The sequence below is a fragment of the Pseudomonas sp. H3_A02 genome (assembly GCF_054671965.1).
The window spans coordinates 1,806,600-1,822,546 of the sequence record NZ_CP162807.1 but is presented as its reverse complement, the minus strand read 5'-3'; the positions used below and the strand labels follow the sequence as shown (position 1 = coordinate 1,822,546).

Sequence of the window (15,947 nt, the reverse complement as noted above, 5' to 3'; positions counted from 1 at the left end):
GTCTATGGCAAGACCGCGTTATCGTTCATCGCGAGCAAGCTTGGCTCCCACAAAGCCCGCTCCCACACTGGGTTTTGCGTCAACTCAAACAGCGGCGTTATAGAACTGCTCGCTGCTCTTCTGCTCCACCAGCGCCTGTTCAATCGCCGCCTGGTGCACTTCGTCGGCATGTTCTTCACGGGCTTCAGGCTGGATGCCCAGGCGTGCGAACAATTGCATGTCTTTGTCGGCTTGCGGGTTGGCGGTGGTCAACAGCTTGTCGCCGTAGAAAATCGAGTTGGCGCCGGCAAAAAATGCCAAGGCTTGCATCTGCTCGTTCATCGCTTCACGGCCAGCGGACAGGCGCACATGGGACTGGGGCATCATGATCCGGGCCACGGCGAGCATGCGGATGAAATCGAACGGATCGATGTCTTCGGCATTCTCCAGCGGCGTGCCGGCGACTTTGACCAGCATGTTGATCGGCACCGATTCCGGGTGCTCCGGCAGGTTCGCCAGCTGGATCAGCAGGTTGGCGCGGTCGTCCAGGGACTCGCCCATGCCCAGGATGCCGCCGGAGCAGATTTTCATCCCCGAATCCCGTACATAGGCCAGGGTTTGCAGGCGCTCGCTGTAGGTACGGGTGGTGATGATGCTGCCGTAGAACTCCGGCGAGGTATCGAGGTTGTGGTTGTAGTAGTCCAGGCCGGCCTGGGCCAGTGCTTCGGTCTGTTCCTGGTCGAGGCGGCCCAGGGTCATGCAGGTTTCAAGGCCCATGGCCTTCACGCCTTTGACCATTTCCAGCACATACGGCATGTCCTTGGCCGACGGATGTTTCCAGGCCGCGCCCATGCAGAAACGGGTCGAACCGATGGCCTTGGCCCGCGCAGCCTCTTCGAGGACCTTCTGCACTTCGAGCAATTTCTCTTTATCCAGGCCGGTGTTGTAGTGACCGGACTGCGGACAATATTTGCAATCTTCCGGGCAAGCGCCGGTCTTGATCGACAGCAACGTGGAAACCTGGACGCGGTTGGCGTCGAAGTGCGCGCGGTGCACGGTCTGCGCCTGGAACAACAGGTCATTGAATGGCTGGACAAAGAGTGCTTTGACTTCGGCCAAAGACCAGTCATGACGCAGGTTGGCAGTGGTGCTGGCGCTCATGGGCATTTCCTTGATTATGCTTGGCTGGCGTCTGGGGTATGGAATACCCACAGGCGCGACACGGATGTTCGGCATATTTAAGGAAGAGTCATGCGCTGTCAACCACGATACAAAGGACCGGTTTACATCTGGTTAAAAAATAAACAACCCTGTCTGCTGTGCGGCGAAAGCACCGATACGCCGCAGCCTATCTGCACCCCCTGCGAAAGCGAGCTGCCCTGGCTCGGTGATCAATGCAGCATTTGCGCCCTGCCACTGCCCATGGCCGGATTGCGTTGCGGCCAATGTGTCTCGCGGCCGCCGGCCTTCGAGCGGGTCCTGGCGCCCTGGGTTTATGACTTCCCGGTGGACAGCCTGATCACCCGCTTCAAGCATCAGGCGAAATGGCCCCTGGGTCGGCTGCTGGGCGAACTGCTGGCGCAATCGCTGCAACATCACTTCGACGAAGGGCTGGAACGGCCCGACGCCCTGGTACCGGTGCCACTGGCGACCCAGCGCTTGCGCCAGCGCGGTTTCAACCAGGCGGCGCTGCTGGCCCGCTGGCTCAGTGGGCCGCTGGCGATCCCTTGCGAAGAAAACCTGCTGCGACGCACCCAGGACACGCCCGCCCAACAGGCCCTCGACGCCAGGGCTCGGCGACAAAACCTGCGCCAGGCCTTTGCCCTCGCGCCCCAGGCAGCGTTGCGCAACCGTCACCTGGCATTGGTCGACGATGTGCTCACCACCGGCGCCACCGCCCAGGCACTGGCCGCCCTGCTACTCGATGCCGGCGCGGCACGGGTCGATGTCTACTGCCTGGCCCGCACACCGAAACCCGGTGAGCCGGCTTGACGTGCCACGTCCAAGGCGCCAACGTCCGCTCATCGACCTTTGCACGCAGCTCCCGTCATGTCATTGCCCACGCTCCTGACTCAGCACATCGTTCGGCGCCCCCAACGCATCGCCCTGTTGCAGCACATCGCCGAACAGGGCTCGATCACCCGCGCTGCCAAGAGCGCGGGCCTGAGCTATAAGGCAGCGTGGGATGCCATCGATGAATTGAACAATCTCGCGGACCAACCGTTGGTGGAACGCAGCGTCGGCGGCAAGGGTGGTGGCGGCGCCAAGCTGTCGCAGGAAGGCCAACGCGTGCTGCGCCTGTATCAGCGCCTGCAAGCACTGCAGGCGCAACTGCTGGAAGCCAGCGAAGACGCCGGCGACCTGGGCCTGCTCAGTCGCCTGATGCTGCGCACCAGCGCCCGCAATCAATTGCATGGCAAGGTCTTGGCCATCGAGGCCCAGGGCCACAACGACCGGGTACGCCTGGAGCTGGCTCGGGGCCTGGTCATCGAAGCGCAGATCACCCACGACAGCACGCTGCGCCTGGAGCTGGGTGTCGGCACCGACGTGGTGGCGCTGATCAAGGCAGGCTGGCTGGAACTACACCCAGTCGAACACGCGGAAAAACCGGGGACCAATACACTGCGCGGCATGATCGAGCAAATCGACGCCGCCCAGGACGGCCCCAGCGAAGTGCGCATCGGCCTGCCCAACGGCCAGACGCTATGCGCCCTGGCCGACCCGCTTCAGTTGCAAGCGCAGAACCTGGCCGTCGACTCACCGGTGCAAGTGACGTTTTGTGCGACAAATGTGCTGCTCGGCACACCGCTGTAGCGCGCTGCAACAATAGCTTCATCGACCCGCTTTAAGGTGACTGCCAAAACCAGCAGGGAGCCTGATGATGAGCCTATTAGAAGAAAACCAATCCACCGACCTGGAAAAGATCGTCGGCCTGAGCCGGCGCAGTTTCATCAGCGCCGGCGCCCTGTGCGGCGCGGCGATGTTCCTGGGCGGCAACCTGCTGAGCCGCAGCGTGCTGGCCGCCGCCGTGAGCGAAGGCAACAGCCGGCTGCTGGGCTTTAAGAGCATTGCCGCCGCCACGGCCGACACCATTACCCTGCCGCCGGGCTACAAAGCCTCGGTGCTGATCAGTTGGGGCCAGCCACTGCGCAAAAATGCACCGGCGTTCGACCCCAGTGGCAATGGAACAGCCCGTGCTCAGGAAGAGCAGTTTGGCGACAACACCGACGGCATGAGCCTGTTCGAATTCCCCGGCGACAAGAACCGCGCGCTGATGGCGATCAACAACGAGTACACCAACTACCAATACCTGTTCCCTCACGGCGGCCAGCCGCAGTCGGCCGAAGACGTGCGCAAGGCCCAAGCCGCCGAAGGTGTGTCGGTGATCGAGATCCAGCGTCGTCGCGGCCAGTGGCAGTTCGTCCAGGAATCGCGCTACAACCGCCGGATCCACGGCAACACGCCGATTCGCCTGCGTGGTCCGGCAGCCGGCCACGACCTGCTGAAAACCAGCGCCGACAAGAGCGGCAAGAAAGTGCTGGGGACTTTCCAGAACTGCGCCAACGGCATGACGCCGTGGGGCACTTACCTGACCTGCGAAGAAAACTTCACTGACTGCTTCGGCAGCAGCAAGACGGACCTGCAGTTCGACGCGGCACAAAAACGCTATGGCGCCACCGTTACCAGCAGTGAAATCAACTGGCACCTGCACGACCCGCGTTTTGACCTGGCGAAGAACCCCAACGAACTCAATCGCCATGGCTGGGTGGTGGAAATCGATCCGTTCGATCCAGAATCCACGCCGGTGAAACGCACTGCCCTGGGCCGCTTCAAACACGAAAACGCCGCCCTGGCCCAAACCAATGACGGTCGTGCCGTGGTGTACATGGGCGATGACGAGCGCGGCGAATTCATCTACAAGTTCGTCAGCCGCGAGCGCATCAACCATCGCAATGCCAAAGCCAACCGCAACCTGCTGGACCACGGCACCTTGTATGTGGCGCGCTTCGATGCCGGCGACGGCAACCCGGACCACCCCAAAGGCAAGGGCCAGTGGATCGAGTTGACCCACGGCAAGAATGGCATCGACGCCAGCAGCGGTTTCGCTGACCAGGCCGAAGTGCTGATCCATGCGCGCCTGGCCGCCAGTGCCGTTGGCGCCACGCGCATGGACCGTCCGGAGTGGATCGTGGTCAGCCCCAAGGACGGCCAGGTCTATTGCACCCTGACCAACAACTCCAAGCGCGGCGATGCTGGCCAACCGGTGGACGGGCCAAACCCTCGGGCCAAGAACGTCTACGGACAGATCCTGCGCTGGCGCACCGACCGCGACGATCACGCCTCCAAGACCTTCTCCTGGGATCTGTTCGTGGTCGCCGGCAACCCGGCGGTACACGCCGGCACGCCGAAAGCCGGCTCGTCCAACATCAACGCCCAGAACATGTTCAACAGCCCCGATGGCCTGGGCTTCGACAAGGGTGGACGGTTGTGGATCCAGACCGACGGCGATTCGAGCAACGCCGGGGACTTCGCTGGCATGGGCAATAACCAGATGCTCTGCGCCGACCCCAACAGCGGTGAAATCCGCCGCTTCCTGGTCGGGCCGGTAGGCTGCGAAGTGACCGGGATCAGTTTCGCGCCGGACTACAAGACGATGTTCGTCGGGATCCAGCATCCCAGCGGCGGCTCGACGTTCCCTGAGCACCTGCCCAACGGCAAGCCGCGCTCATCGGTGATGGTAATTACCCGGGAAGATGGCGGGGTCATCGGCGCCTGATAGGGCCTCATCGCGAGCAAGCTCGCTCCCACAGGGATCGGCGGTACAACCGAAGACCCACTGTGGGAGCGAGCTTGCTCGCGATAGCTTCAGCACAGCCACCACCTATCTGCCTCTGTCTGCGCTACCATGCTGGGCCGGACGCGGCAGCCCTGCCGCTGCGCAGGAGTCAGCATGTCCCATCCGTTTGAAACCCTCACGCCCGACCTGGTGCTCGATGCCGTTGAAAGCATCGGCTTTCTCAGCGATGCCCGCGTGTTGGCCCTCAACAGCTACGAGAACCGCGTCTATCAGGTCGGCATCGAAGATTCCGAGCCGCTGATCGCCAAGTTCTACCGCCCCCAGCGCTGGACCAACGAAGCGATCCTGGAAGAGCACAGCTTTACCTTCGAACTGGCCGAGTACGAAGTGCCCGTGGTGGCGCCGCTGATCCACAACGGTGCCAGCCTGCACGAACACGCCGGGTTTCGTTTCACCCTGTTTCCTCGTCGCGGTGGCCGGGCACCGGAGCCGGGCAATCTCGACCAACTCTATCGCCTGGGACAATTGCTCGGGCGCCTGCACGCGCTCGGGGCGACCCGGCCGTTCGAGCATCGTGAAGCCTTGGGTGTGAAAAACTTCGGCCATGATTCGCTGGCCACCGTATTGGCAAGCGGCTTTGTTCCCCGCGGCCTGCTACCGGCCTACGAGTCGGTCGCCCGGGACCTGCTCAAGCGCGTCGAAGAGGTCTACGCCGCCACGCCCCACCAGAACATCCGCATGCACGGCGATTGCCACCCGGGCAATATGATGTGCCGCGACGAGGTGTTCCACATCGTCGACCTGGACGACTGCCGCATGGGCCCGGCAGTGCAGGATTTGTGGATGATGCTCGCCGGCGATCGCCAGGAATGTTTGGGGCAGTTATCGGAGTTGATGGACGGTTATCAGGAGTTTCATGATTTCGACCCGCGTGAACTGGCGCTGATCGAACCGCTGCGCGCCCTGCGCCTGATGCACTACAGCGCCTGGCTGGCGCGGCGCTGGGACGACCCGGCCTTCCCCCGCAGCTTCCCGTGGTTCGGCAGCGAACGCTACTGGGGCGACCAGGTGCTGGCGTTGCGCGAGCAACTGGCGGCACTCAATGAAGAGCCGTTGAAGCTGTTCTGACCCGACTGGGTTCCAGCAATCACTGAAATCCCTGTGGGAGCGAGCTTGCTCGCGATAGCGGTGTGTCAGTCGACAGAGGTGTCGAATGTTCGATCGCCATCGCGAGCAAGCTCGCTCCCACAAGGGATTTGCGCTGAAACGTTCACAAGGTTCACAGCACAACCTGACAAATCTCCTTACAATCATCCCTTTGTTAGCTGCCTAAGCAAGGATTCTGCATGCAAGCCGCCAACCCGCGTCGCGGGTATATCCTGGGCCTGAGCGCCTACATCATCTGGGGTCTGTTCCCGATCTACTTCAAGGCCATCGCCAGCGTGCCGTCCGTGGAAATCATCATCCACCGGGTGCTGTGGTCGGCGCTGTTCGGCGCGGCGCTGCTGTTAGTCTGGAAACACCCGGGCTGGTGGCGCGAATTGCGAGACAATCCACAGCGCCTGGCGATCCTCGCCCTGAGCGGGACACTGATCGCGGCCAACTGGCTGACCTACGTCTGGGCGGTGAATAACGAGCGCATGCTCGAAGCCAGCCTGGGTTACTACATCAACCCGCTGGTGAACGTGTTGCTGGGCATGGTGCTCCTCGGCGAACGCCTGCGCCGCATGCAATGGCTGGCGGTGGGGTTGGCGGCGGTCGGCGTGGCGCAGCAAGTCTGGCAAGTGGGCAGCCTGCCGTGGGTGTCGCTGGTGCTGGCGTTGACCTTCGGTTTCTATGGGCTGATCCGCAAACAAGCACCGGTCAAGGCATTGCCGGGGCTGGTGGTGGAAACCTGGATGCTGGTGCCGATCGCCATCGCCTGGTTGCTGTTCAACCCCACGGCCACCAGTGCCCAGGCCGCTTTCTGGACCACCTCCGAAGCCTGGTGGCTGGTGGCGGCGGGTCCCGTGACGCTGGTTCCGTTGGTGTGCTTCAACGCCGCAACACGGCATTTGCCCTACACTACCATCGGTTTTCTCCAGTACATCGCGCCGACGCTGGTGCTGCTGCTCGCCGTGCTGCTGTTCGGTGAGCACCTGTCGTCCAGCACACTGGTGGCGTTCCTGTTTATCTGGGCCGGGCTGGCGGTGTACAGCGTCGATGCGGTGATCAGCATGCGCCGGCGCAGCTGATCAAAAAACACACAAACCTCTACAGGCCACGTCTGGCGTGGCCTGCGCTTATCCTTCCCAAGGTTATCCACAGTCTGATCCCCGCCGTTTGTGCACAACCCCTTGAAAACTGGTGTTTTTTTGATCATTGACCGCTGAGCCCCGGCGGGCGTGGGCTGGAGCCGGGTCTCTACAGGTTATCCACAGGCAGGCGCAGTTTTTTCTTGGATAACCTTCATTACGCTTCGTCGCTAAGCTTGAGCTCCACCATCAATTCATCGGCCAAGGTTTCCAGGCGCTCCTGCAAGGTTTCCAGCGACAGGGTCAAGGGCACGCCCAGGATCGCCTCGGCATGAAACAGCAGCTCGCTGCTCATGGGTGCCGGCCGGACATGGGTCACCAGACGCTCGACATTGACGCCCTGTTCGCTCAACAACCGGGTGATGTCCCGCACGATGCCGGGACGATCGTTGCCCACCAGCTCCATGGTGATGGGTTTCCAAGTGCAGGACTCCTCAACGGCGCTTTCAGCGATCAACACACGGATGCCATGGGTCGACAGCCCCTGCAAGGCTTCGATCAGTTCTTCATGAGTCTCGGCCGGGGCGCTGATTCGCAGGATCCCGGCAAACTGCCCGGCCAGGCGCGACATGCGGCTTTCCAACCAGTTACCGCCATGGGCGGCGATGCAATCGGCGATGCGCTCGACCTGCCCGGGCTTGTCCGGGGCGAAAACAGTGATGACGAGGTGGTCCATGGCGCAGTCCTCTTGTTGTGGAACGGACAGTATAGGCAGCTGATCTGCGAGCAGACGGTGGCCTGGAGATTTATACCTCCCCCTGTGGCAACAAAGCTTGCTCGCGATGAAATCAACTCGACTCTTCTGAAACCAAGGTGCCTGTATCGCGAGCAAGCTTTGCTCCCACAGGATGACATCAGAGATATCGTGTACAAACCTTAAGATTTATATGGAACAATCCATCTGTTTTTTGAGAACATCCCGTGCCCCGACGTGACCGTAACACTTTAGTCGGTCGCGGAACGACGCAATTAGTCTAATTTTCACAACCGCAATTGATCATGTAGTATGCCGCAGCGCGCACTACATAATCGCGACACCCCTGTTGTACCGATGTCTGCTTAAGGCCAGTCGCATCCCTGAAAAGCCCCGTCAGCAAGGCTTGAATACCCAGCCGCCAGCGATGGCATGTACTGGTTCCGGGGTTTGTGGTTTAAATGTCCCGAGGCTTCATTGTCAAAATCGAAGAGCTGAAAAGCGAAATAGCTGAGCAGAGTGAGGCAAGCAATGACTGAACACGTTCAAGTCGGTGGCCTGCAGGTCGCCAAAGTCCTGTTCGACTTCGTGAATAACGAAGCCATTCCCGGAACCGGCCTCACCGCCGACGCGTTCTGGGCCGGTGCCGACAAGGTCATTCATGACCTGGCCCCGAAGAACCAAGCCCTACTCGCCAAACGCGATGATTTCCAGGCGCGGATCGATGCCTGGCACCAGGCCCGTGCCGGCCAGGCCCACGACGCCGTGGCTTACAAAGCCTTCCTGCAAGACATTGGCTACCTGCTGCCAGAAGCGGCGGATTTCCAGGCCACGACTCAAAACGTCGATGACGAAATCGCCCGCATGGCCGGCCCGCAGCTGGTCGTGCCGGTGATGAACGCCCGCTTCGCCCTCAACGCCTCGAATGCCCGCTGGGGTTCGCTGTACGACGCGCTGTACGGCACCGATGCCATCAGCGAAGCCGATGGCGCGGAAAAAGGCAAAGGCTATAACAAGGTACGCGGCGACAAGGTCATCGCCTTCGCCCGAGCCTTCCTCGACGAAGCCGCGCCCCTGGCGGCCGGCTCCCATGTCGATTCCACCGCGTATAAAATCGTCGACGGCAAACTGGTGGTCGCCCTCAAGGGCGGCAGCAACAGCGGCCTGCGTGACGATGCCCAGTTGATCGGCTTGCAGGGCGATGCCTCGGCGCCGACCGCCGTGCTGCTGAAACACAACGGCCTGCACTTCGAAATCCAGATCGATGCCAGCACCCCCGTCGGCCAGACCGATGCCGCCGGCGTCAAAGACATCCTGATGGAAGCCGCGCTGACCACCATCATGGACTGCGAAGACTCGGTCGCCGCCGTCGATGCCGATGACAAGGTTGTGATCTACCGCAACTGGCTCGGCCTGATGAAAGGTGACCTGTCGGAAGAAGTCGCCAAGGGCGGCCAGACGTTTACCCGGACCATGAACCCTGACCGTGTCTACACCGCCGTCGACGGCTCGGGCGTGACCCTGCACGGTCGTTCGCTGCTGTTCGTGCGTAATGTCGGCCACCTGATGACCATCGACGCGATCCTGGACAAGCACGGCAACGAGGTACCGGAAGGCATTCTCGACGGCCTGATCACCAGCCTCGCGGCGATCCACAGCCTCAACGGCAATACTTCGCGCCGCAACAGCCGCACCGGCTCGGTGTACATCGTCAAGCCGAAGATGCACGGCCCGGAAGAAGCCGCGTTCACCAACGAGCTGTTCGGTCGCGTTGAAGATGTGCTGAACCTGCCCCGCAACACCCTCAAGGTCGGGATCATGGACGAGGAGCGCCGTACCACGGTCAACCTCAAGGCCTGCATCCAGGCCGCCAGCGAGCGCGTGGTGTTCATCAATACCGGCTTCCTCGACCGTACCGGCGATGAAATCCACACCTCAATGGAAGCCGGCCCGATGGTGCGCAAGGCCGACATGAAAGCCGAGAAGTGGATCGGCGCCTATGAAAACTGGAACGTCGACATCGGCTTGAGCACCGGCCTGCAAGGTCGCGCGCAAATCGGCAAAGGCATGTGGGCCATGCCCGATCTGATGGCGGCGATGCTCGAACAGAAAATCGCTCATCCGCTGGCCGGCGCCAACACCGCGTGGGTTCCCTCGCCGACCGCTGCTGCGCTGCACGCGCTGCATTACCACAAGGTCGACGTGTTCGCCCGCCAGGCCGAACTGGCCAAGCGCGCCCGCGCTTCGGTGGACGACATCCTGACCATCCCGCTGGCCGTCAACCCGAGCTGGACGCCGGAGCAGATCAAGAACGAACTGGACAACAATGCCCAGGGCATCCTTGGCTACGTGGTGCGCTGGATCGACCAGGGCGTGGGCTGCTCCAAGGTGCCGGACATCAACGACATCGGCCTGATGGAAGACCGTGCGACGTTGCGTATCTCCAGCCAGCACATCGCCAACTGGCTGCGCCATGGCATCGTCACGCAAGACCAGGTGATGGAAAGCCTCAAGCGCATGGCGCCTGTGGTCGACCGTCAGAACGCCAGCGACCCGTTGTACCGGCCGCTGGCGCCAGACTTCGACAACAACATTGCCTTCCAGGCGGCGGTCGAGCTGGTGATCGAAGGCACCAAACAGCCTAACGGCTACACCGAGCCGGTGCTGCACCGTCGTCGTCGCGAGTTCAAGGCAGCCAATGGGTTGTGATTGAGCGGTAGACGCGGCACAAAAAAGCCCTGATCGAAAGATCAGGGCTTTTTTCATTGCAAAATCACCAAACCCTGGCTGATGTTTGAGTCATTGTGGCGGGGGGATTTATCTGTGGGAGCAAGGCTTGCCCGCGATGAAGGCGGCGCGGTCCTTGGTGAACCGAGGCGCCTGCATCGCGGGCAAGCCTTGCTCCCACAGACGATGGGCTAGAGATCCATCCCCAACTCATGCTTGACCAACCCCAACAGCTTGTCGGTATCGATCGGCTTGAGCAAAAAGTCCACCACGCTCAAGTGCATGGCTTCGATGGCGTCCTTCACGTCGGCATCGCCTGACACGATGATGATCGGCAGCGCCGCCCGCGGAGACTCGCGCACCAGGCGGACCAGTTCCAGGCCATCGACATTGCCCATGCGCAAGTCGGTGATCAGCAGACCGATCGATGGCTTGGTTTCCAGCATCTTGAGTGCCGTTTCGCCACTGGCGGCGGTCATGCAGTGAATCCCGTCCAATGCCAGGATCTCCGACAACAGCTCACGAGCGTCCCTGTCGTCATCAACGATCAAGACGCGCTGCGGCGGCAGGTCAGGTTCCAACATGACGGCACTCAGCGCCTCGCGCTCATCGTCACTCAAAATATCGTGGTCGGACATGGTGCTCTCTACTTTTTTAAATCGATCCTCTGGCACAGTGGTCAGACATCGTTCTGCGGCGCTTCAATGTGCACTTCGTCGGATTTTTTTCCAAGAACATTCAATGAAGATTTTTCTGACGCTTGGCGTAAGACTTTTCCGTAAGTCCGCCCCTGTGCAGCGACCTAGACTTACGTCCAATGGGCACCCCGCGCTGAGGGGCCGACCATGGTGAACAGATCCGACCACAACAATTCGAATAAGACTGCGTAATGGTTATGAAAAAAGCGGACGCCTTCATCCAGGCAGGGAAAACCGCGGTGTTGCAAAACATCCAGGGGACGCTGCAGTTTCTCCAGCGTTTTCCCCCGTTCAACCAAATGGAAAACGCCCACCTGGCCTATCTGGTGGAGCAATGCCTGCTGCGTTTCTACGCCCCGGGCGACACCATCATCAAGCCGGCTGACGGCCCGGTGGAACACTTCTTCATCGTCAAGCAGGGCCGGGTGGTGGGCGAACGTCCGCATTCGGCCAAGGGTGGCACCGAGACCACCTTCGAGATCACCACCGGCGAATGTTTCCCCCTTGCCGCGCTACTGGGCGAGCGGGCCACGCGCACCGAGCACCGGGCCGGCGAAGATACGTTCTGCCTGCAACTGAACAAGCAGGCCTTCATCAAGCTGTTCGCCCTGTCCGCCCCGTTTCGCGATTTCGCCCTGCGCGGGGTCAGCAGCCTGCTCGACCAGGTCAACCAGCAGGTCCAGCAGAAATCCGCGCAAACCCTGGGCACCCAGTACTCCCTCAACACGCGGCTGGGCGAGTTGGCGATGCGCCACCCGGTCAGTTGCAGCCCGGACACACCGCTGCGCGAAGCCGTGAAGCTGATGCACGAGCAACAGGTCGGCAGCATCGTGGTGGTGAATGAGCAGAAAGCACCGGTGGGCATTTTCACCTTGCGCGATCTGCGGCATGTGGTGGCCGATGGTTCCGGGGATTTTTCCCAGGCCATCGTAGGACACATGACCCAGGCACCGTTTTTCCTCTCGCCGGACCACAGCGCCTTCGACGCGGCCATCGCCATGACCGAGCGCCACATCGCCCACGTCTGCCTGGTCAAGGACCAGCGCCTGTGTGGCGTGGTTTCGGAGCGCGATCTGTTTTCCTTGCAGCGCGTCGACCTGGTGCACCTGGCCCGGACCATCCGCAACGCCCCCCGGGTGGAAAACCTCGTAGCCCTGCGCGGCGAGATCGGCCAACTGGTGGAGCGCATGCTGGCCCACGGCGCGTCGTCAACCCAGATCACCCACATCATCACCCTGCTCAACGACCACACTGTGTGCCGCGTCATCGAGCTGACCCTGGCCGACAAGGGCGACCCGGGCGTGCCGTTCAGTTGGCTGTGTTTCGGCAGTGAAGGCCGGCGCGAACAAACCCTGCACACCGACCAGGACAATGGCATTTTGTTCGAGGCCCGGGACGCCGCCCATGCCGCGCAGATCCGCGGCCTGCTGCTGCCCATCGCCCAACAGATCAACCAGAGCCTGGCCCAGTGCGGGTTCACCTTGTGCAAGGGCAACATCATGGCCGGCAACCCCGAGCTGTGCCTGTCCCGCGCCGAATGGGCCCGGCGCTTCGCGTCATTCATTCGCGAAGCGACGCCGGAAAACCTGCTGGCCTCGAGCATTTATTTTGACCTGCGGGTGGTCTGGGGCGATGAGCAAGGGTGCGAGCAGTTGCGCCAGCAGATCCTCGGACAAGTGGCCGACAATCGCCTGTTCCAGCGCATGCTGGCCGAGAACGCACTGCGTCATCGCCCACCCGTGGGACGCTTCAGGGATTTCGTGCTGAGCCGCAAGAATGGTGAAAAGGCGACCCTGGACCTGAAAGTGCAGGGCCTGACGCCCTTCGTCGACGGCGCCCGCCTACTGGCATTGGCCAATGGCATCGAAGCCAACAACACCTTGGAACGCTTGCGGCAACTGGTCGTCAAGGAAGTGATCGAACCGCTCGATGGCGCAGCCTATGAAGAGGCCTATCACTTCATCCAACAGACCCGCATGCAGCAACACCAATTGCAAACCCGCGAGAACCTGCCCTATTCCAACCGCGTCGACCCCGACAGCCTCAACCATCTGGACCGACGCATCCTGCGCGAATCCCTGCGCCAGGCCCAACGCCTGCAAAGCAGCCTGACGTTGAGGTATCAGTTGTGAGCATTTTTTCCTGGTTGCGCCCAGCCCAGCCAATGGTGCCCGAAGAAATGCAAAAGCGCCTGGAACGCTTGCCGGCGGCTTCAGCCTTGGGTGAAGGCAACCTGCGGGAACAACGCTGGGTCGTCCTGGACCTGGAAACCACCGGGTTGAACCTGAACAAGGACCAGGTGCTGTCCATCGGCGCGGTGGTCATCGAAGACGGCGCCATCGACTTCAGCCAGCAATTCGAACGGACCTTGCAGTGCGATCAGCAAAAGCTCGGGCCCAGTGTGTTGATCCATGGTCTGGCGCCCAGTGCCATCGCCGCCGGCAGCGACCCGGCCGAGGCGCTGCTGGCGTTCATGGAGTTCGTGGGCGACAGCCCGCTGCTGGCCTTTCACGCGCCGTTCGATTCCCACATGCTCGGTCGCGCCTTGAAAGACTACCTGGGTCATCGCCTGCAGCATCCGTTCCTCGACGTGGCGGACCTGGCCCCGATGCTTTGCCCCCAGGCTCATCTGCGCAAGGCGGGCCTGGATGAGTGGATCGACTGGTTCAAGCTGCAAGTCTTCGACCGTCACAACGCCAGCGCCGACGCCCTGGCCACGGCGGAACTGGCGCTGATCCTGTTCAGCCGCGCCCGCCAGCAACAGATCCACAGCCCGCTGGACCTGCAACAACGCCTGAGCCACTGGAAACGACGGCAGCAGGCGCCTTCGCTCTAAATCCTCTGCTCCGAAGGTGGTTTACCTGTGGGAGCAAGGCTTGCCCGCGATGGTATCGCCTGGGATTGACAGACTGACCGAGTCGCCCGAATCGCGGGCAAGCCTTGCTCCCACAGATCTTTTTGAGCCCACAGATCTATTTGGGCCCACAGACTTATCTGGACCCACAGATCAGGTCCCGACCAGCGCCAATTGCTTTCCCGCCCCCGCCTCTGCCACAATCGCGAACAATTCTCGTTACTTAAAACTTCGGTGATGCTCCGTGTCGTCAGTCCCCAGTCCTCATAGTGATTTGGTTGGTGCGTTGTACCGTGACCATCGCGCTTGGCTATTGGCATGGCTGCGACGCAACGTGGCGTGCGCGCACCGGGCCGAGGACCTGAGCCAGGACACCTTCGTGCGCTTGCTGGGTCGCGAGGAACTGAAGGCGCCCCGCGAACCCCGGGCGTTTCTGGTGGCCATCGCCAAGGGCCTGCTGTTCGATTATTTCCGTCGCGCGGCCTTGGAGCAGGCTTACCTCACCGAACTGATGCTGATCCCCGAAGCCGAGCAACCCTCGGTGGAAGAACAGCAAATCATCCTGGAAGACCTCAAGGCCATCGATCGCCTGCTCGGCAAACTGTCGAGCAAGGCCCGCGCAGCCTTTCTCTATAACCGCCTCGACGGCCTCGGCCACGCCGAGATCGCCAAGCGCCTGGGGGTTTCGGTGCCGCGGGTACGGCAGTACCTGGCCCAAGGCATCCGGCAGTGCTACATCGCCCTGTACGGTGAGCCGACATGAGCCAGGCCCATGCCAAACCGGTCTCGGCCAGCGTGCTGGATGCCGCCATTGCCTGGCAGTTGTCTTTGGACGCGAGTAGCGCCCAGGAGCGTGAAGCGTTCGCCCGCTGGCATGCCGCCGATGAAGAACACGCCCGGGCCTGGCGGCAATTGGGCATGCTCGACCAGCGCTTCAGCGTGGCCAACGGGCCGGCGCGGGCGGCGTTGCTGCAATCGCGGGTGAGCATTCGCCGGCGTATACGCAAGATGGGTAGTGGCCTGGCCAGTGTTGTCGCGGTCATCGGTCTGGCGTTGTTTGCCGGGGATCGTTACCTGCCGCTGGATTACTGGCTGGCCGATCAGCGCACCGCGACAGGCGAGCAACGCACCCTGCACTTGGCCGACGGCACGCTGATCAACCTCAACACCCACAGTGCGCTGGACGTGCGTTTCGATGATAAGCAGCGCCGCATCGTCCTGCAGGAAGGCGAGATCCTGGTAGAAACCGGCCACGACGACCCACGTCCGTTCATCGTCGAGACCCGCGAAGGCCGCCTGCGCGCGTTGGGCACACGCTTCCTGGTCAAGCGTGAAGACGAAGGCACGCGCCTGAGCGTGTTGAAATCCGCCGTGGCGGCGCATCCCCAGGCCACGGACATCGAACAGATTCTGCGCGAAGGCCAACAAGTGCTGATGCGCCGCGACGGCCTCGGGCCGACTGTTGCCCTGAGCCCCGGCGCCGATGCCTGGACCCGCGGCATGCTGGTGGTGGACAACGCTCGCCTCGAAGACCTGGTCCATGAATTGGGGCGTTACCGGCGCGGCTACCTCGGCGTCGAGCCACAAGTGGCCGATCTGCGCATCACCGGCAGCTTCCCGCTGCACGACACCGACCTGGCCCTGGCCGCCCTGCTGCCGACCTTGCCGGTGCAGGTCGAGCATCACACACGGTGGTGGGTGGTGGTGGGGCCGAGCACCGCGCCGAAACCCTGAGAGATCTTGTGTCAGATAGACCGCCTTCGCGAGCAAGCCCGCTCCCACATGGGAATGCGGACTCCTGTGGGAGCGGGCTTGCTCGCGAAGAGGCCTGTTGCCTCAGCACAAAAACCAAACTGGACGCCCCCCACTCGCAAAACGAATCTAAATTATTTTCATCCAGCCC

13 protein-coding genes are annotated in these 15,947 nt (G+C 62.0%); 10 read left to right on the top strand and 3 right to left on the bottom strand.

The genetic code is table 11. The features are described from left to right. Positions 1-84 precede the first annotated feature (84 nt). Positions 85-1,140 carry a biotin synthase BioB gene (gene bioB, locus AB4N80_RS07860; protein WP_014340550.1) on the bottom strand — a complete coding sequence of 352 codons (1,056 nt, stop codon included), beginning with the start codon at positions 1,138-1,140 and terminating at the stop codon, positions 85-87. A gap of 90 nt (positions 1,141-1,230) precedes the next feature. On the opposite strand from bioB, the gene AB4N80_RS07855 reads away from it, so the two are divergent. The 5 genes from AB4N80_RS07855 to rarD all read left to right on the top strand — a co-directional run bounded on the left by AB4N80_RS07855 (position 1,231) and on the right by rarD (position 7,011). Beyond that, a complete protein-coding gene (locus AB4N80_RS07855; RefSeq protein ID WP_460081406.1) occupies positions 1,231-1,971 on the top strand; it encodes a double zinc ribbon domain-containing protein in 741 nt (246 codons plus the stop codon). Positions 1,972-2,028: 57 nt separating this feature from the next. Next, entirely contained in the window at positions 2,029-2,793 is a 765-nt protein-coding gene (locus tag AB4N80_RS07850; RefSeq protein ID WP_122566656.1) for a TOBE domain-containing protein, read from the top strand. A 67-nt stretch (positions 2,794-2,860) separates the two neighbouring features. After that, on the top strand, positions 2,861-4,756 hold the full coding sequence (locus AB4N80_RS07845) for a PhoX family protein (protein ID WP_163006762.1): 1,896 nt from the start codon (positions 2,861-2,863) through the stop codon (positions 4,754-4,756). Positions 4,757-4,930: 174 nt separating this feature from the next. Continuing rightward, on the top strand, positions 4,931-5,905 hold the full coding sequence (locus AB4N80_RS07840; protein ID WP_122566654.1) for a serine/threonine protein kinase: 975 nt from the start codon (positions 4,931-4,933) through the stop codon (positions 5,903-5,905). Positions 5,906-6,123: 218 nt separating this feature from the next. Continuing rightward, on the top strand, positions 6,124-7,011 hold the full coding sequence (gene rarD, locus AB4N80_RS07835) for an EamA family transporter RarD (RefSeq protein ID WP_122566653.1): 888 nt from the start codon (positions 6,124-6,126) through the stop codon (positions 7,009-7,011). Between the two features lie 217 nt (positions 7,012-7,228). Here rarD and AB4N80_RS07830 read toward each other — a convergent pair whose 3' ends face one another. Then, complete coding sequence (locus AB4N80_RS07830; protein ID WP_122566652.1) at positions 7,229-7,747, bottom strand: glycine cleavage system transcriptional repressor; 519 nt, start codon at positions 7,745-7,747, stop codon at positions 7,229-7,231. A 549-nt stretch (positions 7,748-8,296) separates the two neighbouring features. Here AB4N80_RS07830 and AB4N80_RS07825 point away from each other — a divergent pair. After that, on the top strand, positions 8,297-10,474 hold the full coding sequence (locus AB4N80_RS07825) for a malate synthase G (RefSeq protein ID WP_305468697.1): 2,178 nt from the start codon (positions 8,297-8,299) through the stop codon (positions 10,472-10,474). A 209-nt stretch (positions 10,475-10,683) separates the two neighbouring features. Here AB4N80_RS07825 and AB4N80_RS07820 read toward each other — a convergent pair whose 3' ends face one another. Next, positions 10,684-11,130, bottom strand: a complete 447-nt coding sequence (locus AB4N80_RS07820; RefSeq protein WP_460081399.1) for a response regulator — start codon at positions 11,128-11,130, stop codon at positions 10,684-10,686. 251 nt (positions 11,131-11,381) lie between these two features. Between AB4N80_RS07820 and AB4N80_RS07815 the strand changes: the two genes are divergently transcribed. The 4 genes from AB4N80_RS07815 to AB4N80_RS07800 all read left to right on the top strand — a co-directional run bounded on the left by AB4N80_RS07815 (position 11,382) and on the right by AB4N80_RS07800 (position 15,778). Next, on the top strand, positions 11,382-13,322 hold the full coding sequence (locus AB4N80_RS07815; protein ID WP_122566649.1) for a putative nucleotidyltransferase substrate binding domain-containing protein: 1,941 nt from the start codon (positions 11,382-11,384) through the stop codon (positions 13,320-13,322). Then, complete coding sequence (locus tag AB4N80_RS07810) at positions 13,319-14,026, top strand: 3'-5' exonuclease (RefSeq protein ID WP_305468698.1); 708 nt, start codon at positions 13,319-13,321, stop codon at positions 14,024-14,026. The genes AB4N80_RS07815 and AB4N80_RS07810 overlap by 4 nt, the downstream gene beginning before the upstream one ends. 262 nt (positions 14,027-14,288) lie before the next feature. Continuing rightward, complete coding sequence (locus AB4N80_RS07805; RefSeq protein WP_305468699.1) at positions 14,289-14,807, top strand: RNA polymerase sigma factor; 519 nt, start codon at positions 14,289-14,291, stop codon at positions 14,805-14,807. After that, positions 14,804-15,778: a FecR family protein gene (locus AB4N80_RS07800; protein WP_460081395.1), complete on the top strand. Its 975-nt coding sequence runs from the start codon at positions 14,804-14,806 to the stop codon at positions 15,776-15,778. Before AB4N80_RS07805 ends, AB4N80_RS07800 begins: the two co-directional genes overlap by 4 nt. Positions 15,779-15,947 lie beyond the last annotated feature (169 nt).

Excerpts from the sequence above, each read along its gene's own strand:
- bioB (WP_014340550.1), bottom strand. The coding sequence starts at position 1,140 with ATGAGCGCCAGCACCACTGCCAACCTGCGTCATGACTGGTCTTTGGCC.
- AB4N80_RS07855 (WP_460081406.1), top strand. The coding sequence starts at position 1,231 with ATGCGCTGTCAACCACGATACAAAGGACCGGTTTACATCTGGTTAAAA.
- AB4N80_RS07850 (WP_122566656.1), top strand. The coding sequence starts at position 2,029 with ATGTCATTGCCCACGCTCCTGACTCAGCACATCGTTCGGCGCCCCCAA.
- AB4N80_RS07845 (WP_163006762.1), top strand. The coding sequence starts at position 2,861 with ATGAGCCTATTAGAAGAAAACCAATCCACCGACCTGGAAAAGATCGTC.
- AB4N80_RS07840 (WP_122566654.1), top strand. The coding sequence starts at position 4,931 with ATGTCCCATCCGTTTGAAACCCTCACGCCCGACCTGGTGCTCGATGCC.
- rarD (WP_122566653.1), top strand. The coding sequence starts at position 6,124 with ATGCAAGCCGCCAACCCGCGTCGCGGGTATATCCTGGGCCTGAGCGCC.
- AB4N80_RS07830 (WP_122566652.1), bottom strand. The coding sequence starts at position 7,747 with ATGGACCACCTCGTCATCACTGTTTTCGCCCCGGACAAGCCCGGGCAG.
- AB4N80_RS07825 (WP_305468697.1), top strand. The coding sequence starts at position 8,297 with ATGACTGAACACGTTCAAGTCGGTGGCCTGCAGGTCGCCAAAGTCCTG.
- AB4N80_RS07820 (WP_460081399.1), bottom strand. The coding sequence starts at position 11,130 with ATGTCCGACCACGATATTTTGAGTGACGATGAGCGCGAGGCGCTGAGT.
- AB4N80_RS07815 (WP_122566649.1), top strand. The coding sequence starts at position 11,382 with ATGGTTATGAAAAAAGCGGACGCCTTCATCCAGGCAGGGAAAACCGCG.
- AB4N80_RS07800 (WP_460081395.1), top strand. The coding sequence starts at position 14,804 with ATGAGCCAGGCCCATGCCAAACCGGTCTCGGCCAGCGTGCTGGATGCC.